24 protein-coding genes and 1 pseudogene are annotated in these 24,318 nt (G+C 60.6%); 9 read left to right on the forward strand and 16 right to left on the reverse strand.

All coding sequences use genetic code 11. The features are described 5' to 3' along the window. Positions 1-27: 27 nt before the first annotated feature. The 9 genes from LHFGNBLO_RS33010 to LHFGNBLO_RS33050 all read right to left on the reverse strand — a co-directional run bounded on the left by LHFGNBLO_RS33010 (position 28) and on the right by LHFGNBLO_RS33050 (position 8,506). On the reverse strand, positions 28-1,110 hold the full coding sequence (locus tag LHFGNBLO_RS33010; protein ID WP_258604324.1) for a c-type cytochrome: 1,083 nt from the start codon (positions 1,108-1,110) through the stop codon (positions 28-30). Next, complete coding sequence (locus LHFGNBLO_RS33015) at positions 1,110-1,730, reverse strand: cytochrome c oxidase assembly protein (RefSeq protein WP_258604325.1); 621 nt, start codon at positions 1,728-1,730, stop codon at positions 1,110-1,112. The genes LHFGNBLO_RS33010 and LHFGNBLO_RS33015 overlap by 1 nt, the downstream gene beginning before the upstream one ends. After that, positions 1,727-2,101, reverse strand: coding sequence for a hypothetical protein (locus LHFGNBLO_RS33020; protein ID WP_258604327.1), 375 nt, complete (start codon positions 2,099-2,101; stop codon positions 1,727-1,729). Before LHFGNBLO_RS33020 ends, LHFGNBLO_RS33015 begins: the two co-directional genes overlap by 4 nt. A 7-nt stretch (positions 2,102-2,108) precedes the next feature. After that, entirely contained in the window at positions 2,109-4,640 is a 2,532-nt protein-coding gene (gene ctaD, locus LHFGNBLO_RS33025) for a cytochrome c oxidase subunit I (RefSeq protein ID WP_258604329.1), read from the reverse strand. Continuing rightward, on the reverse strand, positions 4,637-5,584 hold the full coding sequence (gene coxB / locus LHFGNBLO_RS33030) for a cytochrome c oxidase subunit II (protein ID WP_258604330.1): 948 nt from the start codon (positions 5,582-5,584) through the stop codon (positions 4,637-4,639). Before coxB ends, ctaD begins: the two co-directional genes overlap by 4 nt. A gap of 177 nt (positions 5,585-5,761) precedes the next feature. Continuing rightward, entirely contained in the window at positions 5,762-6,400 is a 639-nt protein-coding gene (locus LHFGNBLO_RS33035; RefSeq protein ID WP_258604331.1) for a DUF6766 family protein, read from the reverse strand. 228 nt (positions 6,401-6,628) lie between these two features. Then, complete coding sequence (locus LHFGNBLO_RS33040) at positions 6,629-6,925, reverse strand: hypothetical protein (RefSeq protein ID WP_258604332.1); 297 nt, start codon at positions 6,923-6,925, stop codon at positions 6,629-6,631. A 314-nt stretch (positions 6,926-7,239) separates the two neighbouring features. Further along, positions 7,240-7,602 (reverse strand): DUF427 domain-containing protein, encoded by a 363-nt coding sequence (locus tag LHFGNBLO_RS33045; protein ID WP_319944201.1) that lies wholly within the window; start codon positions 7,600-7,602, stop codon positions 7,240-7,242. A gap of 568 nt (positions 7,603-8,170) precedes the next feature. Then, on the reverse strand, positions 8,171-8,506 hold the full coding sequence (locus LHFGNBLO_RS33050) for a hypothetical protein (RefSeq protein WP_258610050.1): 336 nt from the start codon (positions 8,504-8,506) through the stop codon (positions 8,171-8,173). Between the two features lie 421 nt (positions 8,507-8,927). Between LHFGNBLO_RS33050 and LHFGNBLO_RS33055 the strand changes: the two genes are divergently transcribed. Both LHFGNBLO_RS33055 and LHFGNBLO_RS33060 read left to right on the forward strand, forming a co-directional pair. After that, positions 8,928-9,224, forward strand: coding sequence for a DUF982 domain-containing protein (locus tag LHFGNBLO_RS33055; protein ID WP_258604333.1), 297 nt, complete (start codon positions 8,928-8,930; stop codon positions 9,222-9,224). An 11-nt stretch (positions 9,225-9,235) separates the two neighbouring features. Continuing rightward, entirely contained in the window at positions 9,236-9,544 is a 309-nt protein-coding gene (locus tag LHFGNBLO_RS33060; RefSeq protein WP_258604334.1) for a DUF982 domain-containing protein, read from the forward strand. 695 nt (positions 9,545-10,239) lie between these two features. On the opposite strand, the gene LHFGNBLO_RS33065 is transcribed toward LHFGNBLO_RS33060, so the two are convergent. After that, positions 10,240-10,716, reverse strand: a complete 477-nt coding sequence (locus LHFGNBLO_RS33065; protein WP_258604335.1) for an Hsp20 family protein — start codon at positions 10,714-10,716, stop codon at positions 10,240-10,242. Positions 10,717-11,356: 640 nt separating this feature from the next. After that, a complete protein-coding gene (locus tag LHFGNBLO_RS33070; RefSeq protein ID WP_258604337.1) occupies positions 11,357-12,187 on the reverse strand; it encodes a universal stress protein in 831 nt (276 codons plus the stop codon). Positions 12,188-12,569: 382 nt separating this feature from the next. Between LHFGNBLO_RS33070 and LHFGNBLO_RS33075 the strand changes: the two genes are divergently transcribed. After that, on the forward strand, positions 12,570-13,313 hold the full coding sequence (locus tag LHFGNBLO_RS33075) for a hypothetical protein (protein WP_258604339.1): 744 nt from the start codon (positions 12,570-12,572) through the stop codon (positions 13,311-13,313). Further along, positions 13,303-14,535 carry a GH3 auxin-responsive promoter family protein gene (locus LHFGNBLO_RS33080; RefSeq protein ID WP_258604340.1) on the forward strand — a complete coding sequence of 411 codons (1,233 nt, stop codon included), beginning with the start codon at positions 13,303-13,305 and terminating at the stop codon, positions 14,533-14,535. The genes LHFGNBLO_RS33075 and LHFGNBLO_RS33080 overlap by 11 nt, the downstream gene beginning before the upstream one ends. A 116-nt stretch (positions 14,536-14,651) precedes the next feature. Here LHFGNBLO_RS33080 and LHFGNBLO_RS33085 read toward each other — a convergent pair whose 3' ends face one another. The 4 genes from LHFGNBLO_RS33085 to traA all read right to left on the reverse strand — a co-directional run bounded on the left by LHFGNBLO_RS33085 (position 14,652) and on the right by traA (position 20,046). Next, a complete protein-coding gene (locus tag LHFGNBLO_RS33085; protein WP_258604343.1) occupies positions 14,652-15,110 on the reverse strand; it encodes a response regulator in 459 nt (152 codons plus the stop codon). Positions 15,111-15,127: 17 nt separating this feature from the next. Next, positions 15,128-16,228, reverse strand: a complete 1,101-nt coding sequence (locus tag LHFGNBLO_RS33090) for a sensor histidine kinase (RefSeq protein ID WP_258604344.1) — start codon at positions 16,226-16,228, stop codon at positions 15,128-15,130. Positions 16,229-16,653: 425 nt separating this feature from the next. Then, positions 16,654-16,869 (reverse strand): helix-turn-helix transcriptional regulator, encoded by a 216-nt coding sequence (locus tag LHFGNBLO_RS33095; protein WP_172225089.1) that lies wholly within the window; start codon positions 16,867-16,869, stop codon positions 16,654-16,656. Positions 16,870-16,998: 129 nt separating this feature from the next. Then, positions 16,999-20,046: a Ti-type conjugative transfer relaxase TraA gene (gene traA, locus LHFGNBLO_RS33100; RefSeq protein ID WP_258604345.1), complete on the reverse strand. Its 3,048-nt coding sequence runs from the start codon at positions 20,044-20,046 to the stop codon at positions 16,999-17,001. A gap of 172 nt (positions 20,047-20,218) precedes the next feature. Here traA and LHFGNBLO_RS33105 point away from each other — a divergent pair, with 172 nt between their 5' ends. Then, positions 20,219-20,545 carry a conjugal transfer protein TraD gene (locus LHFGNBLO_RS33105; RefSeq protein WP_258604346.1) on the forward strand — a complete coding sequence of 109 codons (327 nt, stop codon included), beginning with the start codon at positions 20,219-20,221 and terminating at the stop codon, positions 20,543-20,545. Between the two features lies 1 nt (position 20,546). Continuing rightward, on the forward strand, positions 20,547-20,795 hold the full coding sequence (locus LHFGNBLO_RS33110) for a conjugal transfer protein TraD (protein WP_258604347.1): 249 nt from the start codon (positions 20,547-20,549) through the stop codon (positions 20,793-20,795). A 92-nt stretch (positions 20,796-20,887) separates the two neighbouring features. Here LHFGNBLO_RS33110 and LHFGNBLO_RS33745 read toward each other — a convergent pair. Then, a pseudogene (locus LHFGNBLO_RS33745) lies at positions 20,888-21,095 on the reverse strand (DUF932 domain-containing protein); the annotation flags it as partial. Positions 21,096-21,341: 246 nt separating this feature from the next. On the opposite strand from LHFGNBLO_RS33745, the gene LHFGNBLO_RS33120 reads away from it, so the two are divergent. The 3 genes from LHFGNBLO_RS33120 (at position 21,342) to LHFGNBLO_RS33130 (ending at position 23,949) form a co-directional block, all read left to right on the forward strand. Next, positions 21,342-21,872 carry a MucR family transcriptional regulator gene (locus LHFGNBLO_RS33120; protein ID WP_258604348.1) on the forward strand — a complete coding sequence of 177 codons (531 nt, stop codon included), beginning with the start codon at positions 21,342-21,344 and terminating at the stop codon, positions 21,870-21,872. A 352-nt stretch (positions 21,873-22,224) separates the two neighbouring features. After that, a complete protein-coding gene (locus tag LHFGNBLO_RS33125) occupies positions 22,225-22,770 on the forward strand; it encodes a hypothetical protein (protein WP_258604349.1) in 546 nt (181 codons plus the stop codon). 951 nt (positions 22,771-23,721) lie between these two features. Next, positions 23,722-23,949: a hypothetical protein gene (locus LHFGNBLO_RS33130; protein ID WP_258604350.1), complete on the forward strand. Its 228-nt coding sequence runs from the start codon at positions 23,722-23,724 to the stop codon at positions 23,947-23,949. Positions 23,950-24,318 lie beyond the last annotated feature (369 nt).

Below are 24,318 nucleotides of genomic sequence, written 5' to 3' on the forward strand. Positions count from 1 at the left end.
AGAGAGTGTGAGAATGATCTAACGCAATCAGGGCATTGCGGTTGCGGCGGCACGCGGCATTTGCGCGAAATAGGCTGCCAGTGCGGCAATATCCTCGTCCGAGAGGTTTTCAGCAGCGTTGCGCATCAGATGGGCGAAGCGCGTGCCGCCGCGCTTTTCCTCGCGGAAGAGCTCGAGCTGGGTCGCAATGTATTCGGCGGGCTGTCCTGACAGTTCCGGATAGATGGGGTTGCGGTCCGGGCGGCCGTGGCAACCCAGGCATGCCGGAACGTCGCGCTCCGGGATGCCGCGCCGCGCGATCTCATCGGCGCGCGCGATCCGAGCGCGGTCCGATTGCGTCGACGTTGCAGGCGCAGGCAGCGCGGAAAAATGCCGCGCGAGATCGGCGAGGAGTGCAGGGTCGACAGCGGTGGCAGGAATTCCCATGACGCCGCTCTGGCGGTGGCCGGCAGCGTAGGCCCTTAAGCTTTCAAGAAGGTAGGTTTCGCGCTGGGAGGCCAAGACAGGCGTCGCCGGGCTGCGGCCGAGCCCGTCCTCGCCGTGGCAGCGCGCACATTCGGCGAGTGCACGTTCCAGATCCAGCGCCTGGCCTGTCGTCGGTTCACTTCTGCCATAGGCAAGATCCTGCCACCGCGCCGCGTCCATTGCCGGCAGTTCGCGCAGGAAGGCAACCATCGCCCAGACCTCATCGTCGCGCTGTTGCGTCGGCCAGGCCGGCATGCCGGTGAAGCGCACGCCGTGCTTGACGATGCGGAAGAGCTGGGCGTCCGTCCATTCGCCGACCTTGCCGGCAAGGTCCGGCGGCTGAGGCAGCATCAGATGTACAGCGGGCGAGCGCGGTTCGCCGGGCGCGCCATGGCAGATGGCGCAGCCGCGCGCGAAATGGCCGGCGGCAGGCTGGATTGCGTAGCGCGGCAGCTCGTCCGGCACCTCGACTGTGAGTGCGTATGTTCGCACGGCGGAGCGCATGGCGAAGTGCAGGAACCATTCGGTGACCTTCCAGTGGCCGGTCGAGGCGCCAACGTTGAAGAAGCCTATCCAGGTCGCGAAAAGCACTGCGACCGGCAAGATCGCCAGGCCTATCGCAAGGTGCTTCCAGTTGACGTGCATCAGCCGGCCACCCTCTCGGTTTTGCCGCCCAGGAGCCTGGCAAGCAGGAATACGCCTCCGGCAAGGTAAACGGCTGCGCCGATCATCAACATGATGACGCCGCCGAGTGCCTGGTCCTGTCCGGCGCCGAGCACGAGACCGAAGCAAGTCACATCGCCGAGGCGATAGAGCGGCCGTGGGGCGAGCGAGAGCAACGCGCCAAGCAATGTCATGTGGACGGAGGTCAGGAGCAGCGCGAAGGCGCCGGCAGCGTCGCGGGCAAGCGCATGGGAATCGCGAGCTGCGATGCACGTCAGCCAGAGGAATAACCCCGCGCCAAGGAAGGATGTCTGCTCGAGTATGGTGGCGATGGTCGATGTCTCGGCCCACTGGCGCGCGGCCGGCGCATGCCAGCCCCAGACGACAATCAGTTCGACGAGGGACGCGAGAAGGGGAGCGGCGGTGGCCACGGAGCGTATCGTCTTGGAAATACCGATTGCGATCAGCGGCGCCGCGATGGCGACGACGCCCATGTGGGCAAGCATGTGGGCAGCGAAGGAGCCGCTCCACGCTTCGAGCAGCGGTCCTACCCAGATCAGCGCGAGCGTGACGAGGCCGAGCAACAGACTTGCCATCCTCATGATGCGCATCCGCCGATGAAGAGCAACGGCAGCGCCACATAAAGCACGGCGACGAAGCTCAGGCCGGAAAGCAGAAGCGTGGCAAACCCCTGGAAGAGCGTGCGGTCCTTCGCGGTTGGATCGTCGTGCGGCGGGTCGTGCGTGCCGAAACCCCACTGCCGCCAGGCGAGCCAGCCGGATAACACGATCATGGCGAGCGCCGCGAGGGTCGCGGCCGCGATGCCAGCCTGGACGATACCGAAGCCGAGGTCACCGCGCTTGGCGCACCAGATGGCGGCCAGGGCGTAGCAGACGAGGAAATGTCCGGCCCAGACCGCTGGCGCAGTGAAGAGCGTCCAGAGCGTTTCGACTTCTTTGGGAATGATGCGCATCACCGTCTCACATCGCTTCCGGGAAAAGACCGATGACGGCGAAGGTGATAACAGCGGTGATCGCCATGAAATGCCAGTAGAGCGCGACGTTGTGCAGTTCCATGTCGTGCTCCCGCGTCAAGCGACCGGCGAAGCTGCGCGCGAGGCAATAGAGCTGCATGACGGCTCCGACTGCGGCATGAGCAAGTGCCCAGATGACTAGAATCCAGACGATCGCCGGATAGACATGCGCGGTCGGTTGCATGTCATGCTGCCAGGGCCCGGCAAAGCCGGCAGCAGAGGCAGCGAGCGTGAGCAGAAACGCGGCAACAAGCGCAACGCGTGCGCCGTTAGTCCACCCGCTTGCGTTCAGTCGGCGCGCCCCAAGCATCACAACCCACGTGGCGACGAAGAGCGCCAGCGCGATCATCGGCCACCGCAAACCGGGGCCCGGCTGCCCCAGAGTAAAGTCGGGATGGATGGTCCAGTAGAAGAAATAGCCGAAGATGAGGCTGGCGAAGGCGGTGCCGTCACCAACCATCGTAATGAACATCGCCCACCAGCCTACCGAGTCCGGGCCTGAGGCATAGAGCGGCAGGCGCAGCCCGAGGCCGACATCCTTGGTTTTCTGCTCCGGGATGTCGCCGGTGCCGGTCCAGAGCCACCAGAGAATGGCAACGAGCGTGCCGATGCCCGACAGTAGGGCGAGGATCCAGAGTTCGAAGGTGAGAGCGACGAAGACGCCGCCGAGCAACGCGGCCGAGATTATTGTGATCGTGGTTGGTGCCGCCACGCGTTGGCACTGCAGCGGATGGGCGTCGAGCACCGAAGTGATCAGTGTCTCGCGGCGATTCTCCTTGGCGCCAGGCAGATAATAGGCGCCCTCGTTGACCTTGCGCGTCAGATCGTTCTGGTCCCAAAGCGGATAGCGGCTCTCGATGACGGGGATGGAGCGAATGCCCCAGTTCTCCTCGGGCTCGTTCAGCCATTCGAGCGTGCCCGCGTTCCACGGGTTCTGCTCGCCGCGCGGTTGACGATGCTTGGGCCGAACAACGTCGAAAGCGACTACCAGCACCCCTGATGCGAAAACAAAAGCGCCGATCGTTGATACGAGGTTCAGCCAATCCCAGCCAATCCCCTCGGGGTAGGTGAAGACGCGGCGTGGCATCCCGCGCAGGCCGCTGAGATGCATTGGGAAGAAGGCGACGTTGAAGCCGGAAAACATCAGCCAGAAGGCGACGCGGCCGAGCGGCATGGACAGCATGCGTGCATCGATGAGCGGGTAGTAGTAATAGACGCCGGCAATCAGCGGAAAGAGCATCCCGCCGATCAGCACGTAGTGCAGATGCGCAACGACAAAATAGGTGTCGTGCGCCTGCCAGTCGAAGGGGGCGAGCGCGACCATCACGCCGGTCAGGCCGCCGAGTACGAAGATGGCAATCCCACCAGCGCCAAAGAGCATCGGCACAGAGAAGATGACGCGTCCGGCGAGCATGGTGGCGATGAAGACGAAGATCTGCACACCGGTCGGGATCGCGACGGCCTCCGAGGCGGCCGAGAAGAAGGCCAGCGAGATTTGCGGCAGGCCGGTAGCGAACATGTGATGAACCCATAGGCCAAAGGACAAGAAACCGGTGCCGACGGCCGCGAGAACGATCCAGGAATAGCCGACGATCGGACGTTGCGAAAAGGTCGGCACGATCATCGCCATCAGCGCGATGGCGGGCAGGAAGATGATGTAGACCTCCGGGTGCCCGAATATCCAGAACAGGTGCTGCCAGAGCAGCGGGTCGCCGCCGCGCGTCTGATCGAAGAACGGCCAGTCGAACATACGCTGCATCTCGAACAGGATGTCGCCCGCAATTAGCGGCGGGAAGGCGAACAGGATCATGCCTGCGGTGATCAGCAGATACCAGGCGAAGAGCGGCATCAGGTTGATGCGCATGCCGGGCGCGCGGCACTTCATGATGCCAACGATGAGTTCGACGGCGGCGGCGATCGAGGCGACCTCAATAAAGGAGAGACCGAGAAGCCAGATGTCGGCACCGATGCCGGAATATTCCTTGTCGGTGGCGAGAGGCGGATACATGAACCAGCCTGAGGACGGAGCCGCGTCGAAGAAGATCGAGCCGCAGACGAAGACACCGCCGATGAGAAAGCTCCAGAAGCCGAAGGCCCCGAGCCGCGGGAATGGCAGCTCGCGCGCTCCGAGCATCGGCGGCAGCAGAAAAATCGCGACGGCCTCGAAGATGGGCACGGCAAACAGGAACATCATCACGGTGCCGTGCAGCGTAAAGGCCTGGTTATAGAAATCGGCCGAGAGGAAGTCGTTTTCCGGCACGGCGAGCTGCGTGCGTACAAGAAGCGCCAGCACGCCGGCGAACAGCATGAAGGCGAAGGCCGCGCCGCCATACCAGAGGCCAACCTGCGTGTTGTTGACCGAAGTCCAGTAGCGCCAGCCGGTCGGCGTCTCCCAGACGCGGCGCAGCTGTTCCTCCTCGGCCTTCATTATGGCTGGCGAGGGCTTTCGCTTGACGCGGGCTTTGACGACTGTGGTCATTCGAGCCTCTTCAGCCAGGCGGCGATCTCGGCGATGTCCTGTTGGGGCAGCATGCTGAACTCGGGCATCTTCGATCCGGGCTTGATCAAGTGCGGATGGGCGATGAAGCTCCGGAGTGCCTCCTCGTCAGCAGGCAAAATGCCGGCACCGATCGTTTCCCGCGAGCCCACATGCGAGAGATCCGGCCCGACACTGCCCTCAGCTTTCGTGCCCGCCACGCGGTGGCAAGCACCGCAGCCGTTGCGAAGGAAGAAGTCGCGTCCCGGCAAGGATGCGCCGGCCGACGGTTTCGAGCGCGTAGCTAGCCATTCCCGGAAGGCACCGCGTTCCATGGCGACGGCGGTGAAGGCCATCAGCGCGTGCGAGGTGCCGCAATATTCCGCGCAGGGGCCGCGGTAGGTGCCAGGCTTCGTCGCCAGCAACGACAGCCGGTTCTCGCGCCCTGGGATCATGTCCATCTTGCCACCGAGCGCGGGAATCCAGAAGGAGTGGATGACGTCGGTGCTCTTCAGCAGGAACTCGACGCGCTCACCAACAGGCAGCCTGATCTCGTTAGCGGAGAGAACAGGAGCGCTGCCGTCTGCCAGGCGGTAGGCGACCCTCCACCAGAATTGCTCCCCAGTGACCTCGATCCTGAGACCGGTTTCGCCGGCTCGTGCGAAAGGTCTCAGTCCTGGCATCAGCCAAAGGGCATAGCCGAGCAACAGAAAGAGGAGCAGCGAAGGAATGACAGCGCCGCCCCAGAAAATCAACCGGCCTGCAATATGCTCGCCTATGGCAGCGCGCCCATGGCCCGTCGCGTAGACGAGAAGGCCGACGACTATCAGCCAAATAAAACCGCCAGCAATGACCATGTGCCAGAAAAGTTGAGCGACCTGGCGCGCTTCCTCCCCGGCCGGATCGAGCGCCGACTGGACGCCCGAGCAGCTGGAACAGGCGCCCAAGCATAGCCACACCGGGAGCAAGCGCACCGCAGCGCGTTTCGTAATCTGGGCGCTTGTGCCTGGAACCGTTGGCGAACCCATCCCTCCGATCGATGCAACCCTTGCGCACAAACGCGCCCGCCACCGAGTGGTTGCGCCAAAACTTCACGCAAGCGGTCTTGGCCCGTGCTCGACAACCTATGCGCCGGTTTCCTCATTCGTCGCGCCGGCGGGTTTCGATTCCGGCGACCCTTTGTGCCGAAGGAAAATCGACAGCACGACCAGGACAGCCGTCGACATAAACTCAGATTGCCAATTCTGGAACGACTCGAACCAAAGCTGCGCCCCAAACAGATAGCTTCCGACGGATTGGGCCTCGCCGCCGTGCCGAAGCGCTTCATCGTTCGTTGCTACGAAGCTCGTCCACCAGTGAAGCACGAAGGACGCGATGAAGAGCAGAGCCAAAGCGATGCCAAGCGAGTAGGAATAGAGCCATGACAGGATCGGACTGCGCCTCCGAGTGGCCAGGGATAGCTCGTCCTCAGGCCGGTCGGGGTCATCCGGATCGCGGGATTCGGCTGAACCGCGCTGGAACAAGATGGCTGTCAGCATGACGTAGGCGGACATCTGCAGGAATTCGCTCTCCCAGTTTTCGAAGAGCGCCGAAAGGAATCCACCACTTACCAAGTAGCTCAGCACGCCAATCGCTGCGCTACCATGCTGCTGGAGTTCTTCGTTGTGGGCGGCATGACCCGACCAGATCATGCCTAGGCAGCTCACCAGAAACATTGTCACTAGCGCTATCGTTAGTCCGTTATCTCGGAAAAAGACCCTCATGATTGTCTCTCCTTTGGCAGCGCTGTCTTCAGCGCCCGCCCCGGCGAAAAAAGGTGCTGCACACCAATGGACAATTGCCAATCCCGGTGCCGACATCAGTCGCCGTCGCTCTCATGGTGAAACTAAGAGGGCCGCGGGGATGCAACCCGCGCGGTTAAAGCTCGCAAATGCTGTCCGGCGCCTTTGCCCTGCCGAAAGGAAGACGCCGGGGCATTAAACGTACAGTGCTCAGTTGTTTGCCGAGCCCGCACCGTTTTTCTTGACGCTGCTACAAAATTCCGGATGGGCGTTTGCCGCCTCCTCGTCGCAACTCTTCGTCATGGCTGTCCGATCTTCATCGGTCAACGCCTTCCATGCCTTTATGAACTCGTCTTCGGAGCGTAGCGACTTCATGGTGGAGTCCGTATAGAACGGCTGCATCTTTGCAGGGTCATCCAGAGCGGACGTGCCGGTTTCGCCAGCGGCAAGAGCAGCGCCGCCGAGCAAAGAAAGCGCCAAGGCGCCAAAAACAACCATCTTGGTCATTGCTAGGAACCCTTCCTCTTTTTGCTGATCGTTACCTCAACGATCTGTTTGGCAAACGGCGGGTTTTGGGAAAAGTTCCCGGCTGTCATGGCCGAAAACCCAATGGTCTTGGAACACTGGGGCTCGTCAGCGATAAGCCGGTCCGAAATCTTTGCCGCGACCTTCGGAGAACAGCGCTGCGCTACAGCAACCTCCGCCCGTAGCTTTGCCTGCTCATCCTTCACGAAGAGTTCGCAGACTGAGGAAGGTTCGTAATCGGCCAACCCTCTAAGGGACGTGAGGCGAATGGCGCTTGTCCTCGGTAGGGTCGGCATCTATCCGCGCTTTGTCGGGATCGAAAGCACCGTGTGGCGAGCGATGGCTAGTGCGGGGCTCTCGGGCGTCTCGTAGGCCCACATGAAATTGTCAGCCGATCCGCCGACCGCGTGAACGCGCCAATAACTCGCGGTGCCCTTCGACGAGCTGCTCGTCGCCGTGTTGGTCTTCTCCAGCAGATCAAAATAAATGTCGTCGAAAGGCACATAGAAGACTGGGTCGCGTCCGTCCTCATGAAGCACTTTAGCCCGCTCGGTTGAGGCAATGATCGCGTCGGAAAACCTGACCGTCACAGTTCCATCAAACGGCGTTATCAGAAGCGCGCCGGAACGGCCGGCGGCATTTTCGGCTGAGGCTTGCATTGGACTTCTCCTCTAGGCTGGCCCCTGTCTCTCGAAACGTTGTGTAGTCATCAGGGTTCCAGCTTCGAGATCACTTAGGCGCTTTAGGCTTTCCTCCGAGTCGTCCGTATCGAGTTCGCGGCGGATTGGCGTCGGAATAGCTTCTGGTCAGCGCACCGGCCGATGACACCGAGCGCCTCCGGCATATAAAGTTGGCTTCGCCTATCATTTGTTCTTCAGAACCCGAGCTTCCCTTAGGATTGACGCTCGGTCCGTGCCGACCAATGCAATTATCTCTCGAATCTGCTGCTCTGTGACGCCGCATTCGCGCGCCAGCGCACGTAGGCTTTGCGGGGTCAGCACAGGGCGCCTCGTTTCCTCCTCGGTCATCGCAAACTCCCTTCTGAAGCGATAAGGTCTCGCGAGCTGCGAGATGCCTTTGAGCGGTTCCTTTTTTCTGCACTGCCGCCATCACTGCGTGTTTGGACGGGCCAAAAAGCGGCTCCCAACCGGGCCGGCTTTCTTCCGGATAGTCTCGTAGCGACTGGAGCGAAGCGCGGGCGTTGCGAGGCTAATGATCCGACGACACTTATGGAACTGCCGGCTGTGCTGGCTGGGTTCCCGGCCGATCCCCGCCCGTGCTCGATTGCGTTGGGTTCTTGTCGACCTGAGGGTTCGTGCCGACTGGCTCGACGTTTATGTTGTCGGTTTTCGATTTAACCGGATCGTTTTCCGCGGGATTCAGGCCGGAGGGAACCGTGGAACTACCGCTCTCCTCCGTGGCTGGCGTCTTCGATTGCTCGCCGTACAACTCAGCAATACCCCAAGCGATTGCGGTCAGGAGCAGTGCAGCTATCAGGATCGCAAAACCGTGGAAGCCCCATCCGCCCTGTCGGGCTTTCTTTTCAGGAATGGTCTTTGTCATAAGGCATCCTCCATTTGGGAGAACAGCCCGCGCCCCTGTCGCAAAGGCGCGGGCCGACCACGACTTGAGGGAAGCCTGGTCAGCAGCCGGAACCGATGAGAACCTGCTGCGTCCGACTCAACAAGCCGTGGCAATCGAAGTTCCCGTCCCAATGCAAAAAGCGCTCCGGCCGAAGCGGATGCATATGCGCCGGTTGAACTCAATCCGAGCGTCTTCGCCGCTTCCGATGGACGACGCGGGCGTCTTTCTAAGAACAGTTTGAACGCTTCTCCGCTCATGGATTTGATTTCGCGACCGCCCTCTTGACCTCGAAATCAGACGTTCCAATATTCTGCACGGGGCGAATGTCGCGCCCCGCCACACGTTGTTGATGTTTGTTTCTGCGCCGCCGCAGAGCGGCCGAGATTGAGCGGAGGAACGTATGCAAGCGAACCTGTTTAAAGAGCCCGTAGCGGTGCTGGTCGGGCTCGGATATCCAGCCAGGATCGAAACTGTCACGGAAGCGTTGGCGCTGCTCGACGACTGGCCGAGCCAGCAAAGAGGATCACCCTACAACCTGGCGGTCCAGGCCTGCCGGGAATGCATGCAGGGCCGCGTCGACGCCGAGACAGCCAGGAGCGTGTTCGTCGGCTTTGCCAAGCGCGCCGACATCCTTGCGCCGCGCTTGGACGTTCTGCCGCTGCGCGACGGCGTCAGCCGGGGCGGCATTGTTTCTTGAGCGGCGCTGCGATGACCACGGATACGTTCAGCGAGGTTGTGTTCGTTGAAGACGCGCCGTTCGGAGTTAGATCTGTCGGCTCGGTCATGGATGCCATCGAATTTCTCGAGGAATGGCCGGTGGAACGGCGCGGCGGCCTGCATATGGACGCCAGCGAAAAATGTTGTGCGGCTTATGACGGGCGTTGCCCTGTCGAGGTAGCACGGAAGGCTTTCGCTAGCTGGGCCCGTCGGATAGGTATCTATGCTTGTGCACCGCCTTCTGCCCCGCTTCTTGAAGACGGAGACAACACCCGCATCGTGAAGTTTGCTGATGCTTGACTCGGAGCGCGAGCTCAAAGCGGCGACACTCCTGCCTGGGCTCAACGCGATATCGACGACTGGTACGGCCGGCAAGGCTGGTAAACGCCGAGAGGTTGCAGAATTGTGAGGGCGCTGTAGCCACAGCGCCCCTTTTCGATTCCGAAGCCTCCATCTTTCCCAGTCGCGTTTGACGTCCCCTTAAACAAATGCCGGCTCTGGAGAAGCGATCGCCCCGCCACCGCCTCTCCTTGGAACGATTGCGCGTTGGGCCGGACAAGGTGGAGGATCGTCGTCGTCATCCCGCCTGCGACGATGCGGCCAAGGGTACCACTTCCCCTGACGTCGGCGATTATGAGGCGCTCCCCAATTGCGACTCCGATTTTGACCCTTGTCGTCCGAGGCGCCGTCCAGAGCCTTCAGAGCGCGCAGGATGTCGTCGACTATTACTATCGATCCATCATCCAGCTGCCGCAAAAGAGGTATGCCGGGAACCGCCCGAGCGTCGGATGCCCAAGAGGCCAACAGCGCACGTTTCTCAGCGACACTCAGTCCGGAGTGGCCCACAACGTCGTCAGGATGCGTAGGCTGCTTTAGTACAACCTTGCCTTTACGTTCTGACAAAAATTCGTATCCGGTTGTCATCTCCTTCTCCACAATCTGAGCTTCCCGGCACGGCCGGGAGGCGGGACCGCAGTCTGCGTACATTCGAGCGCTCAGGCGACCTTACGCCGCCGCTCGGTATCCTCACTGATCTGCGGTTGCTGCGTGGGGTTTGCATCGCTCGACGAGCGGAGACCAATGCGACGGGGCTTCATTTCTTCTGGGATCTCCCTGACGAGATCCACAGACAGCAGGCCGTTCTCCAGCGTGGCTTTCGCGACTTTCACATAGTCCGCCAATTTGAAGACTTGCTTGAAGTTACGCGTCGCCATGCCTCTGTGCAGGATCTGGCGATCGCTCTCTTCGGTCTGCTTCTGGCCGACTACGATCAGTTCCGGCCCGTGCTGAGTGAGCTCGACTTCGTCAGTGCTGAATCCCGCGACGGCCATGGTAATCCGGTAATCGTCGTCTCCGGTCTTCTCGATATTGTAGGGCGGCCAGTCCGAGCGCACGCTGTTGTCGAGCATATCGAAGAGACGGTCAAAGCCGACCGTTGTGCGATAAAGGGGGGTATAATCAAAGCTTCTCATAGCCATATCCTCCGTGAAGCAACATGGGTTACAAGCGGCGCCGCAGCGTCACCGCGACGCCTATGTCGAGCCTAAGCCTCGACGGCAGACGATTTAGGAATGACCCAGAAATCGTTCAAGAAGCTGGAACGCAATTTTTTGCTCGCCTTATCTGGCACTTTAGATTTACGCGGTGCGCTCTAGACGACGGCCTTGAGGAGCATGCGGCGGCGCTGACAACCGCGACCTGCTTTCGGGCAAACGCTGGATTGAACTCAACGACGGAGATGAGACGCGAAGCCGCCGTTCGCGTCGTTGGACAACGTACGTCGGCTTCGGATCAGACTTTCCGCTCCCCGCACAATCTTTGCGGCACCGAGACAGGTCCATCGCGCCCAACACCGTAGAAAATATCGCAGGGTTTCAGAGTGGGGGGGAAAGGCGGTAGCGCTCTCCCGCTACCACCTTACCTCCCACTGCTTTGACGCCGTTGGGGAAGGCATTCTCACCCAGAAGTGCGGTGCGACGTCCGGCGATTTCGACTCGGCGACCGGCTGCTCGGCCCTCGCCATGGTCATTGCTCGACGGGCGAGATTTTGGGCGCTTGCCGCGCGCCCTGGTAACGGGGCACGCGATGCAGCTGCAGTATCTGCGATTGCCCTCAGTGCGCAATCACCAGAGACACCGGCGATTTCCGCAGGAGCTTGTAGGTTACCCCGCCGAGCAGCCATTCGCGTAGCCGCGAATGCCCGTAGCCGCCCATGACGACGAGATCGGCCCTCTGTTCGCCGATCACGTTGAGCAGCGCGGAAGACATATCGAGCCCGCGTTTGTTCGCGACATGCACGGACGCATCAATCCCGTGTCGTCCTAGATAGGGGACAAGTTCTTCCCCCCGTTTTGCCGGCCTTTCCAAGGGTTCTCCATGCTCGACCGCGACGATGGTGACCAGTCGTGACTTCGCAAGATATGGCAACGCCTCCGCGACGGCCCGCGCCGCTTCGCGGCTCCGATTCCAGGCAATGATTGCATGCTCGAAGCCCCGCTCGAAGCTCTTCTGGTCGGCAACGAGGAACAAGTGCTTGCCCGATTCGAAGAGAACCTCCTCCACGACATCACGAACCACAGTCTTGTCGACTTCGCTCAACCGCAGGCCGAGGAACACGTCGGCGGTCCGGCATTCGCGGGCGGTTACCCCCGCCTGCTCCTCTGCGTAGACGTCGAAGTGGCGCAACTCGGCCGATGCAGCGATACCTCGCAGACGCTTGCCGAGATCCTCTTCCATGTCCCGTCCACGCTGCCTCGCCTGCTCAAGCAAGCGTGTCCAATACTCCACGCTCACATTGGCCTCGGCCAATGCCGGTTCCGGCAGCACGTTCAGGAAAAGGCCGACGATATGAGCGTCAAACAACGTGACCAGGCTTTCGGACGCGGCCAACCGGAATTCGTCGCTGGTTGTCCCGTCGAGCCGCACCAATACAACCTTGATCATGGCTGCCTCCAGACGCTTAGAAACGTTCGACGCGCTGCGACATCGTCGCCAATGTCGATCAGCTTCTAGGAGGCACTGCCCGGTTTCATTGACAGTTGTCAGCGCCGGCCAATTTTTCTGCTCATTCGCGCCCAATGACCTGATCCAAGGCGCGAGCCTGAAAACTGACATTCGTCAACGCAGTTTGACCGCAATCTGGAATGTTGCTGGGGACAAGCACGTTGCACCAGTCGAAACAGAATTGAGGCAACTCCGATGTCGCAGGGTGCCGTCACCCGGAATGCCGACACAAATGTTCACAAAGATTCGGCTAGTGCAGTTGAACTTTTCTGCCCGTGACTGATATTCGATCTATCGGGTCTGACATGGGTGGTAAGATTGCGTGCGAAGTACTGCAGATGAAAACGATTCCACCCGCTCCGTAGATATACCGGTCCCGAATCTGGCGCCTGCCGACCGCGACCAGATGTTTGCCTTGTACGAGTCCTACTACGAGGCGGTTGATCGCAAGGGTTTCGAACGCGATCTCGCCGAAAAGGACGCCGCCGTGATCATCCGGCACGAGCGGAAGATCATCGGCTTCTCGACATACCTTGTCAGGCCACAAACCGTCGGCGGGGAGACTGTCCACTATCTCTTCTCCGGCGATACCGTTCTCCATCCGGCGCGCTGGGGCGACCCCGTGTTGCTGCGCAGTTTCTTTCGCGCGGCCGGCGCCGCCAAGGCGGAGGTGGGGGGCCGGCTGTTCTGGTTCTCCATCATCGGCGGGCATAGGACGTTTCGCATTCTTCCCAATTTTTTCTGCGACTTCGTTCCAGCCATCGATGGCCCGGTTTCGGCCCGCCTGCAGACAATCCGCGATGCGATTGCAACTGCCCGCTACGGGCGTCATTTCGAACCATCGACCGGACTGATCGACTTCGGCCCGTCGCAAGGCCACTTGCGGGACCAGTGGGCCGATGTCGAGCAAACAGCACTCCGCAACCGTTTTGCCGCGTTCTTTCTAAGGGCCAATCCTTCCTACTTCCGAGGTGTCGAACTCGCTTGCCTCGCGGAGTTCGAGATTGGCAATCTGAAGCGCTATGCTGCCGCGAGTTTTGCCGAAGGGCTGAAAGATGGGCGCTGAAGTCTGGGCACGGATTGCCGGCGCGACCGCGGCCGGACATGCCGGCTTTCGGGCGCGGCTCGGTCATGTCGAGGCCACGCAGCGAGCCCTCTTGCGGCGGCTTGTAGAGGCCAATCTCCCGACAGCGTTCGGTGGTGACCACAACTTCGCCAACGTCACTTCGGCCGAGTCCTTTCGCGATCTGGTGCCGATCGGCGACTACGAAGCCTTGTCGCCTTACATCAATCGTGTCGTCGGCGGGGAAGAGAATGTGCTGACCGCCGAGCCGGTCCGGTTTCTCGAACAAACCGGTGGCAGTTCCGGTGGCGCGAAATACATCCCCTATACGGACACGGGCCTGCAGGCCTACTCCGATTGTCTCTATCCCTGGATGTCGGACCTGATAGCGCGCCGGCCGGGCGTTACGCGGGGGCACAGCTATTTCGCGCTGAGCCCGGTAGGCCGCAGCGCAAGCGAGCGCGTCGGTGCGCACAGGCTGGGCAGTCCGGTGCCTTTCGCCTATTTCGGCGCCTTGCGCCACAGCCTAATCGAACTGTCCGCCGTGCCGATGGAGCTGCGACTGCTCACCGACTTCGCCAGTTGGCAAAGGCAGACCTGCCTGCACCTTCTGGCCGCCGAAGATCTAGCCCTAATCTGGGTCTGGAGTCCGACCTATCTCACTGAGATCCTGCGCGCGATGCAGCGCGATGCCGGGAGCCTGTTGCCGGAACTCGCTGACAGGCTGGGCGCCGTGCAGCCGGCGGACGCGGCGCGCCGGCGCATTGTAGACTGCGTCGCCGCCATTGCGGTTGCCGTTCCCGCAAGCACCTTCCTGCGGGTGACGAAAGGCAAAGTCGTGTTATTGTCGGAATCAGCCATGATCCGAGCTCCGCAAAGCGTGGGCGTGGTTAGACTGTTGGAAGCGGGGAACCACCTCCAACGGGCGTTACCTAAAACAAGCATATTTGCACTTTTTGTGCAAAAGGGCGTTTTGAACAATGAAGTAAGTGCGGCCCAAGTTCGCGCGGCCCGTGGGCTTCTCGACATTTCTCAACAGGAACTGGCGGATCTATCCAAGGTAAGTTTGAGGACGATCGTGCAGTTCGAACGTGGTTCGAAACCAGCATCTGAATCAATCCTGCAAGCGCTGAAGCTATCGCTCGAAGCAGCCGGAATAGAATTCATTCCAGAGAATGGCGGTGGCCCTGGTGTGCGCTTGTCACGCGGTACCGCGAACACTTAGACGAAGGCGGCATCCACAGGCGCCTTTAGGATTATCTTCTCAATCAATGTCAGCAATGCGCCTCAAATCAAGCCGTTGCCCTCGTTGCTGAGGAGACCCAAGATCTGCAAGTTGCATTAGGCGGCCGGCGCGAGATCAAAGCCGCCTTCATCAAACACCTCCAGTTGCGCTGGCCTTGGCAGTGACCCGTCGCCGTTCAGGCGAGCGAGAAGATGGGCCACGGCGAGCACCATCTCGGCGGCGTCATAGGGTTTGGGCATCGACGCGATTGCGACGGTCTTTGCCGAGCTAGCCCGGCTGACCTGGCCGCTGATCAGCAAGACCGGTATCCCGAGAGCTTTCAGATGCTCGGAGAGTTCGATGCCATCGTCACGCCCGGCGAGCCGGATGTTAACTAACGCCAGATTGGGCTTCTCGGCCCTGGCGATTTCAAGCGCCTCGGCGTGACGGTCCGTCAGGTTGAGGACCTTATATCCTGCATCCTCCAGTTCGTCCCGCAGGACCGTTGCTACAAGCGCTTCGTCCTCGACAATCATCAGGGTCTCGGTCGTCTTGCTGTTTTGCGCTGCCGTCATGATCATTCCTCTGTTTGTTAGCTGCCGATCGCGACTGACGCCAGACGCACCGCTGCACGCGGCTCGCCCGCCGCTTCGGGCTCGCCTTCCACCAGGGCGACCTGGGTATGCGTGATGGAAACCTGGGTTCCCGGGTGCTCGGGCGTTATCTCGACCAAAGAATGCAACTGTCGGGCCAGCGCCGCGACGATGCTCGTACCCAGGCCGGTCCGCACCGGCGCGGTCAGCGGCATGCCGACGCCGTCGTCGCGCACGCACAGGATCCAATTCGGCCCGTGGAAATTATAGTCGATGGTTATCTTTCCTGGCCGTCCATCGGGAAAGGCGTACTTGAGCGCGTTGATCACGAGTTCGGTGACGATCAGGCCCAGGCTCACCGACACCCTGGCCTCGACCACACCGTCTCCACCTTCGACAATAAGTGAAATCTGATCGACGTCGCCGATCATCGAAGCCGAGATGCTTTCACAGAGCTGGGTGAAATAGGCGTGCACTTCGATGTCGCCGTCTTTCGAGGTGGACAGCAGCCGTTCAAGCGCGGCCACGGACATCACCCGATGATGGGCATTCTCGAGATGGCCGCGCGTCTCCTCCGACGTGGTGGTTCGCGCGTTGCGTAGCAATACGCTGGCGATGATCTGCAGACTATTGGCGACCCGGTGGCGAACCTCCTGCAACAGGACGCGATTTTCGCGGGCGGTCTCTTCCTTCAGCGTCGTATCGGCCCGCGCGTGCGTGACATCTGAAACGGCGACGAGGATACGCGTTTGCTCCAGATCCAGATAGTCCAGCCGTCTGGCCTGGACGATCAGATGCTGAACTGGCCGCTGCGGCCGTTGGAGATTGATATCATGGGCGTCAGCCGCACCATCCCCCGCCAGTGTCGTTGTCATCAAGGATCGCAGTTGGGGATTATCCCATTTGCCGTCATCCAAAGTGTAAAGCGGTTGGCCGGTCAGCTGCGCCGCGTCGGCGCCGAAAACCGAGCAAAAAGACGTGCTCGCCGCGATGATGGTGAGCTGACCGTCCAGAAGCAACAGCGGCGCTGGCGAAGACGTAACGATAGCTAAGGTCAGGCTGAGCGCTACGTCTTCGGGACTATGTTTGTTGGCAGACATGATCAGCCTTCGGTAAACCGGAAGGCTCGCGGAGCGAAAGCCAAGGGGCCGGGAGGTCGCGAGCGGCAGAACGGGCGTTGATCGACAGCCTTGGAAGCGCTCACGTAAATCCATAACGGATGAGGGCGTGAAAAGTTGCGCCAATGAAACAATGGGACACCTCGAAATACCCCTGCCGTCGAAATTCCGGGCCAACGCTGGCCGATTTGATTACTCTCTGTTCCCGTTCCGATTCATAAACGTTCACGGGGAACGAGAGCGCGTATGGACCTTGGAGAGGTATGTCGAGGTGTCCGTGATTATGTTGAGCATATCAGACATGGCTTCCTAAAAGCCGCCCGTCCTTTGTCGGCCCCTTCCCAGTCGTTGAACTTACATCAGAGAGGACTGTTCAACGATGGGCGCAACGTGCCACTCCACCGCCACTAGTCGCTGTTTTTTCGTGATGCACTGGTGTGCCATGAGACAGGATCAGCGACCCACCGATTGATGTCCGACTCCCTCCATCCTGCACCGTTTAAGCTGATCTTGACCTGGGCCGGGAACGTGCCTTCGCCGATTTTTCGGTACATCGTCGAGCGGGACAAGCCGGTCCGCGCGAGGACGGTCTTAAGGCGAATGATACGATCCAGTTCAGGCATGGCTGCCTTGCCTTTCGCTGAGAGCATTTGGCGCATGTTGGAACCAGACAGGACAACCCAAGGTGGGCGCGCAATGAGATTTGTCATCGCGTCGATCTGAGGCGTGGGAACGGCGGCAAATCGGAGGGTTTAGATTCCTATGCCACGGCCGCTGCCAATGCCGTGGCTAAACGCGAGTTCCACACCCAGACGCCGGCCGGATTCGACCTGAATGCCAAGCGCCTTCTTATGATTGGCAAGCATGGATTCAAGCTGCGGATCGCGTTCAAGGCTCCTAGCCATATCGGACATGGCCGAGCGCGTTGACTTGTAGCCCGACATGTCGCCGGCTTGGTATTGGTCCTGGCTGGTCCGGTGGAGCTTCTGCCAGCGCTCCACAAACCGGTCGGCGCGGCGGCCGGGATCGATGTCCATCCCAGTGCGGATTTCCGTCTCAAGTTGGAGAGCAAGCACGATGCGGCTGACGCGGCCGGCCTCCGCCTCGCGGACAAGTTCGGGATTCTTCACATAGGCCGCTTCTGCATCGCGCCAGCCATGAGGCCGAACCTTCTCGAAAGCGCTACGGGCATCCCTCAATTCGCGCATCTGCTCGGGACTGCCCTGCCCGTCCACATTTCCAGTACTGAGGATCGCGTCGAGCGCGCGCGCGTGACGCACAAGCGCCTTGGTACGAGCGCCGCGCAACGCAGCTTCCGGATCCAGCGGTGCTTCCGTGTTGCGCTGTGCATCCGGCCCTGGCTTCTCCCTTTCCGGCGTGGCAGCGCCCTCTCCGATCTGCGCTCCAACACTCTCCCTTCCCGGCCCAAGTCCACCTTCCTGCATGGGCTCACCGTCTCCGGGCGAGCGCAACCCGTCCAGCAGTCCGCCGATCCTGTCGCGCAGCTTCTCCGGAACGATCCGACGCACGATCTCGACCAGGCGCTCGCGGAACGCGATGCCGCGCCGCTCGGCATAGGTCTGCGCCGGGTTGATCTGCTCGTAATCCGACGCCATGTCCTTGGCGCGGTCCCGTGACAGCGCGCGGTCCAGCCGCTCCCGCGTACTGAAGTCATCGCTGCCGTAATGCAGGTTCATTCTGTCTCGATGCCGCGACAGTGCGACGTAGCTGCCATGCGCATCCATGCCCGGCGTGGCGAGCACATGGGTGCGGTCGACTGTCATGCCCTGCGCCTTGTGAATGGTCGCGGCATAGCCGTGGTCAATGTGGGCATAGTCTTTCAGGTCGAAGCGGACCGAACGGCCGTCATCGGTGCGCACGGTCATGCTCTGTGTGCTGAGCCCCTCCACGATGCCAAGCGTACCGTTCTTGACGCCGAGCCCGCGCTCGTTGCGCAGGAACATGACGCGGTCGCCGCTGGCGAAGGACCTTGCACCGCGTTCGACGCTTATCTGAACATCATCTCCGAGATCGCCGGCAGCGCGCATGCGCTCACGCGCGGCCAGGTTCAGGGCGCGCACCTCGTCGTTTGTGTGGGTGAGGATGATCCGGCTTGCCTCTGGATGCGCCTGCCTGTCGCGATCCCAGCGCGCGACGAGATTGCTGCGCGCCTCATTGCGCGTTGCAGCCTGATGCACCATGCCTTGCGCGTCATAGGCGCTGATCGCGGCGCCGATTCTGCCGGCTGCCAGGTCGCGCGTTGCATCTCGCTGCCAGTCCTCGCGCTGCCGACGCACCTGACCGATTTCGACGCCGCCATGTCGCTCGTGGATAGAGCGGAATGCAGCGCCGGCTTCGATTGCCTGCAACTGCTGCGGATCGCCGACGAGGACGATCTTTGCGCCAGCGTCCGCCGCATGGGAGAGCACGCGCTCCAACTGGCGCGTGCCGACCATGCCGGCCTCATCGATCACCAGGACATCGCGCGTGGTGAGCAGATCCCTGCCTTGGCCCCACCTGTGCTCCATACTGGCGATGGTGCTCGAAGGGATGCCTGAACCGTCCTCCAGATTCTCGGCGGCAATGCCGGACAGTGCCGCGCCTCGAACCTCATAACCCGCCGCTGCCCATGCCTGGCGCGCAACGCCCAGCATGGCGCTCTTGCCCGTTCCGGCAAAGCCGACGATGACACCGAGACCGCGACCATCGGTGATGTGCGCAAGCGCATCGGTCTGCTCGCCTGAAAGGATAAGCCCGTGTTGCGCAGCCCGCGCCAGTGCTGCCTCGCGATGTGCGTCACTCACCGCGTGGCGCTGGTCCAAATCGATACGCTCCGCCGCGCGGTGAAGGCGCTGTTCGGTTTTGATCATCTGCCGGGTGGTGAAGCGATCTTCGCCGCGTCCGTCCTTGCCGAGTTCGACCAGATCGGGTGCATTGCTGATGGCTGCCACGACCGCGTTGAACTGCTCCATTCCGTCGCTGTGTCGATGCGAGAACTTCGCGATGTCTTTTCGGGTGAAGGTCGATTGTTGATGGGTGATGGCATCCAGCGCCACGGATGGATCGGCAATGATGCGCGCACCATTGTTGCGCGCGATCTCGCGATGCAGTTCGGCGCGATCTGCTTCAACGTCACCAGCGTCTAGGCCACTGCCGTCGATGCGCTGGGCTGGCGCACCAATCTGGGTTTGCGGCTCCAGGGCAATGCCCTGCGCTTCCAGACTGCGATGATCGATGCGGGCGTCGATATCGAGTTCGGCCAGACGCTCATTGGCCAGCTCCGCCCATCGCTCGCGCCAGCGCTCGACCAGCTGGGTAGCATTCCAGTCTCGAACCTTGGCACCAAAACCATTCTCGTCCACGGACCGCATGGTCAGCATGACATGAGCATGCGGCTTGGGACTGCCATCCTCTGCCCTGTCCCAGTGCACATTAAGATCAGCGACCATGCCCTTGCTGACAAACTCGGCCTGAACGAAGTCGCGCGCCAGTTCGATGCCTTGCGCCTGGCTGAGTTCACGCGGCAGCGCAAACTCCACCTCGCGGGCAAGCTGCGCATCCTTGCGTACCTCGAACGCCTCGACATCGTTCCACAGCCGTTCGCGGTCGCTCCAGGCTTCGGGTGCGTTCTCCGGCAGCATCACCTCGGAATGGACGACACCGCGCTTGGCCGAAAAATCATGGCTGCGTTCGATGCGCTCGTCGCGTAACCGCGAAGCCGAGCGGTAGGCGGCTGACGCGACTGCGCTTGAGCCCGCCTGGCGGCCAATGACCTTGACGTGAAGATGATAGATCGCCATCGCGACCAAATCATTTGCACGTCAAACCGCACGTCGGCACGACGTATAAGCGCGCCATCCCTCGAAAAAATCTCGGGATGGACCAGCCCGTCCCGGGCTGTCTCGGCAACCCTCAAGCCTTCCGGCAAGCTCTCGCCTATCATTGCCGCATCAACAATCAATGGAGATAGCAATGCGAAAACCACGTGACTTCGACGCCGAACTGAAGGCGCTGGAAGACAGGGCCCGCGAGCTCAAAACGCGAAAGGTGCAGCAACTTGGCGAGCTGGTGATCGCCACCGGCGCCGATCAGCTCAGCACCGACGAACTGGCAGGCGCGCTGCTCGCAATCACTGAAACCAAAGACACCTCAAAGCGTGAAGCATGGGCCAAGCGTGGAGTGATGTTTTTCGAAAGCAGGCCCCGGCGAACTGCTCCGGCGTCTCAGCGCAACCTTCGCAACGCTCCAGCGCAACCGGGCAGCACACAATCGCCGGCAGGCGGTTCTGGCTCGCAATGACATGCGCACCTGGCAGGTCGAGCGACGCCGGCGCACCCGACATCTGATCGAGCTCGGCGGGCTCGTGGTCAAGGCAGGCATCGTTGATCTGACCAACGACGATCGCGCTACGATCTACGGAGCGCTCCTCTGGATCGCCGCCAAGCTGCAGAGCGATGAAGGTGAGCATGCGCGCGACCTGTGGGCCGCGAAAGGAAGGCAGGCGTTCGATGGTGAACGGCGTGAGGAGCAGATGGGACGGCGAACGTAGCCACAGTTGGCGCAAGCAGCGGTCGGCACGAAGCCCGAACAGCAGACTTCCGCCGGTGCGCCAGCGCCGACGGCGCAGTCAAGCGCTTGCACAAGGAGGCTTTCGCGATCTTCCTTGCGACCGGCGACAATCTTCTCTCGCGGGGCCTTGATCCTGATGATGAAGGGCGCAAGGCTTGAGTTGGCGAAGCTCGTCAAAGCAGGCGCTGCCTTATGAGCAAATTTCAAATGCCAGAACGTGTTCCCCTTGAAACCTCCCACGCCCCACAGATGCGATCATGCACACTGCGCGTTGATAGAAACCCTATAGCCAGAGCCAGCGGCATTGCTCTGCACAGCTGGAACGAGCGGAAAAGCGAGGGAAGCTCCTCGCTTTAGATGAGATCGGCAAGGACACCTCAGCCGATGGGACGACAGACGCGAAACTTACTCCTGTCTTGTTGCGCAAGAGACGTGGATTTTCCGAAGAAACGTACTATTTGCGTCGTGGGCAGGCCAGAAAAATCAAACGTCGCTCAATTCATCCGTTCCAAAAGAAGGAAATTATATGACCACTGTTCTCGAACAAGACAATGCACTGGATACCGTGTCGATAACGGCTGACATTGTCGCCGCCTATGTATCGAACAATCCACTACCGGTTGGCGAGTTGCCGAAACTGATCGGCGACATCCATGCCGCCCTGAATGGCATCGGCACGCCAGCTGTAGAGCCGGTGGTCAAGCAGGAGCCGGCAGTTTCGATCAAGAAATCGGTGACGCCCGACTTCCTCATCTGTCTGGAAGACGGAAAGAAATTCAAATCGCTCAAGCGACATCTTAAGCACTTTAACCTGACCCCCGACCAGTATCGCCAGAAGTGGAATCTGCCGGCCGACTATCCGATGGTGGCGCCGAACTATGCGGCGACCCGGTCGGTTCTGGCGAAATCAATTGGACTCGGGCGCAAAGCGCCAGCGCACACGTCTGCCGCGGCAGAAAAACGGAAACCGGTCGTGCGTGTGGCGGCAGCGAGAACAACTGCGGCTGCAATCAAGTCGCCGGTGAAGAACGCGCGCAAGGCGCGGGCCAAAGCGTAACCTGCTGCATCTGAAAGAGGCCTAGGCTGCGCCTGACCTGAACATGGCGAAGCCCCGCCTTGCGGCGGGGCTTCGTGTATTGTCGGGTCACTCTGCGGTGCGGCGGGACCAGATGACCGATCCTGGAGCGCCCAAGCGTCGTCATGTCATGGTCGACCGGCGCAATGTCACTCCGACGGCGGCCTGGCCGGAGTAAGCTTCTCACCTTGAATGATTATTTTGGAAGGCGAGGCTCACGAAATCGGGCCACCTGAATAGCTTGGTAGGATTTCGCGAATCGATTTCGGCCACACAGGGCGCGCGAATTGTTCCGATTCCGAATTTCTCGCAAGCACGGCAGCGAGATCGGACGATGACGGGAGTACTGGCCACCATGCTCTTAAGATTGCCATCTGCGCTGGACGAGCTCGCGGGATACATCGACCGTTTCGTTGGGCTGGTCGGCCGCGAGCGGTGGTTTAAACGCGCTGACCAGCTCGATTTTGATCAACGGAAGTCGCCTTTTCGCTGGAAGATCGTGGCTGACTACCATTGGCTGGAGATGGCGATAAGCTACCAGGCTGATGTGCTCGCGAAGGAAGGTCGGCTTCTGCCAGAGCTTGCTGATGAGTTAATCCTGACGGCGCTAAATTTCGCTGCCATCACCGTAGAGGTTCACTCGCAGCTATCGCCAAAAGGTAAACTGGTTCTGGAAGGTAGGCTCCGAGACGCCATAAAGGCCGAGACCGGCTTCGCGTCCTTGTATCTGGAGCTTGATCTGGCTCAGCGCCTTATGGACAGCGGCTACGATGTCCAGTTCGCTGATATGGAAGGCAAAGCCAGGTTCGATTTACCATACAGCCGTGGGAACTTTGCTGCAGAGGTCGAGTGCAAGAGTCTCTCCGCTGATGCCGGATGACAGATCCATCGCAAAGATTTTTACCGCTTCATGGGGTTCATCGAGCCGGCTCAAACTGCTTATGCGAATCTAAAGCGGCAGGAGGTGTTGATAGTTTCGCTAAACTCCCGATTGCCGTCGAACACTGCTCATCAAGCGCATCTTGTCCGAGCCAGCGCGTCCATTCTACAGGACGGCGCTCCTTCGATCGCCGATGGCCCAGACTTCAAGCTGGAGCGTCGACCTTGCGCCGAATTTCTGGCTAACGCTCCTCTCAAGATCAGAAGGCTTTGTACAGAGCATGTTGTGCAGCATTCGGTCCCAACATCCATGTATCTGGCGGGGGCGGAAACGATGGAGGCTGCTTTGTGGTGATGCGGAGTGAGCGCGAAGACGATACGTCCAAGCCGATGTTGGAAGCGATGCGCAAGGCGGCCAGCCATTTACAGGCAAACGACCCGCTTTCATCGCGATTCAAGAGCATGGCATCGAAGCTGCTGACTTGATGCTCCCGCATGTCCGCCGAAGGGCTGCTATCCTGTCCTACGCGCTATTCGATCATTACGGCGCTGCGCACGTCAACGCGACTTGTATCACCGGCTTCGGCTCCAAGAAGCCGATGAAGCGTTCGGTTAGCCAATGCAACTCCCATTCGGGGTCATCCTGCTCCTTCTTGGAATATCCGGTTTCCAAGATTTGCAGGCTATCCTTCATCAGGTTAAGGCGGCCCGTCGCGCAGTGCGGGCAAGGCAGCTTCGGAAAGGCGCTGTAAGAAGTCCGCCAAAGATTTCGTTCCACAGGTCACCAAAAGCTGTTTGACCGCTTTGCATAAAGCAGTTGGCATTCGGCAGCCAGCTTCACGCCGTCGACGGCTCAAAACAGGGCCACTGTCAGAGCAAATTTAGATGACAGGCTTCACTGGCAGGGGTATTTTTCGACCCTTGATCATTGCTGGCATTGGGAGGCACAGACATGATTGACCGCATGAACATTGACCCCGCCCTATATCCGTCCGACCTGGAAGCCCTGAAAAGGATTTTCATCCAGGTGTGCCAGGAATGCCAGGTGGTGCCCGGCTCGCCGGAAGCCGAAAGGCTTGCAGCCGATCTTGTCCGCCTTTTCCAGAGCGGTATGAATGACGAGACCATGCTGCTCATTGCTGCGCGGGCGCGCCATCAGGATCTCAAACGGACAGGCTGACCAATAGCCGCTGGTGGTCCAGCACGGAGTGCCGATCGCCAGTCTCACGTCGGACAGGAAGTGCCCGAGGTCATCGCCATCACGGGCAACGCGGCTCCACCGGTCGGCTGCGCTCTGGATCGCCCACAGCGGGAAGTCCGGCAGGCATTCGCCCAGATTTTGATGTCCAGCGCGTGTTGCTCCTCACTCGACTTCGAGCGGTAGCGGAGTTCAGCCATCGCTATCCGTATCGCCTCGCTACCATCGTTAAGCGCCCCGGCCTCATGAGCCGAAGCATCCTATCCGTCCCAAAAAAGGGCGGCCATCGGTCACCCCATCATCCTCAGGCAGAACTCAATGGCACTTTTTCCACAGAAGGGTGCGTCGAAA

The organism is Mesorhizobium sp. AR10, from assembly GCF_024746795.1.
Taxonomy (GTDB): domain Bacteria; phylum Pseudomonadota; class Alphaproteobacteria; order Rhizobiales; family Rhizobiaceae; genus Mesorhizobium.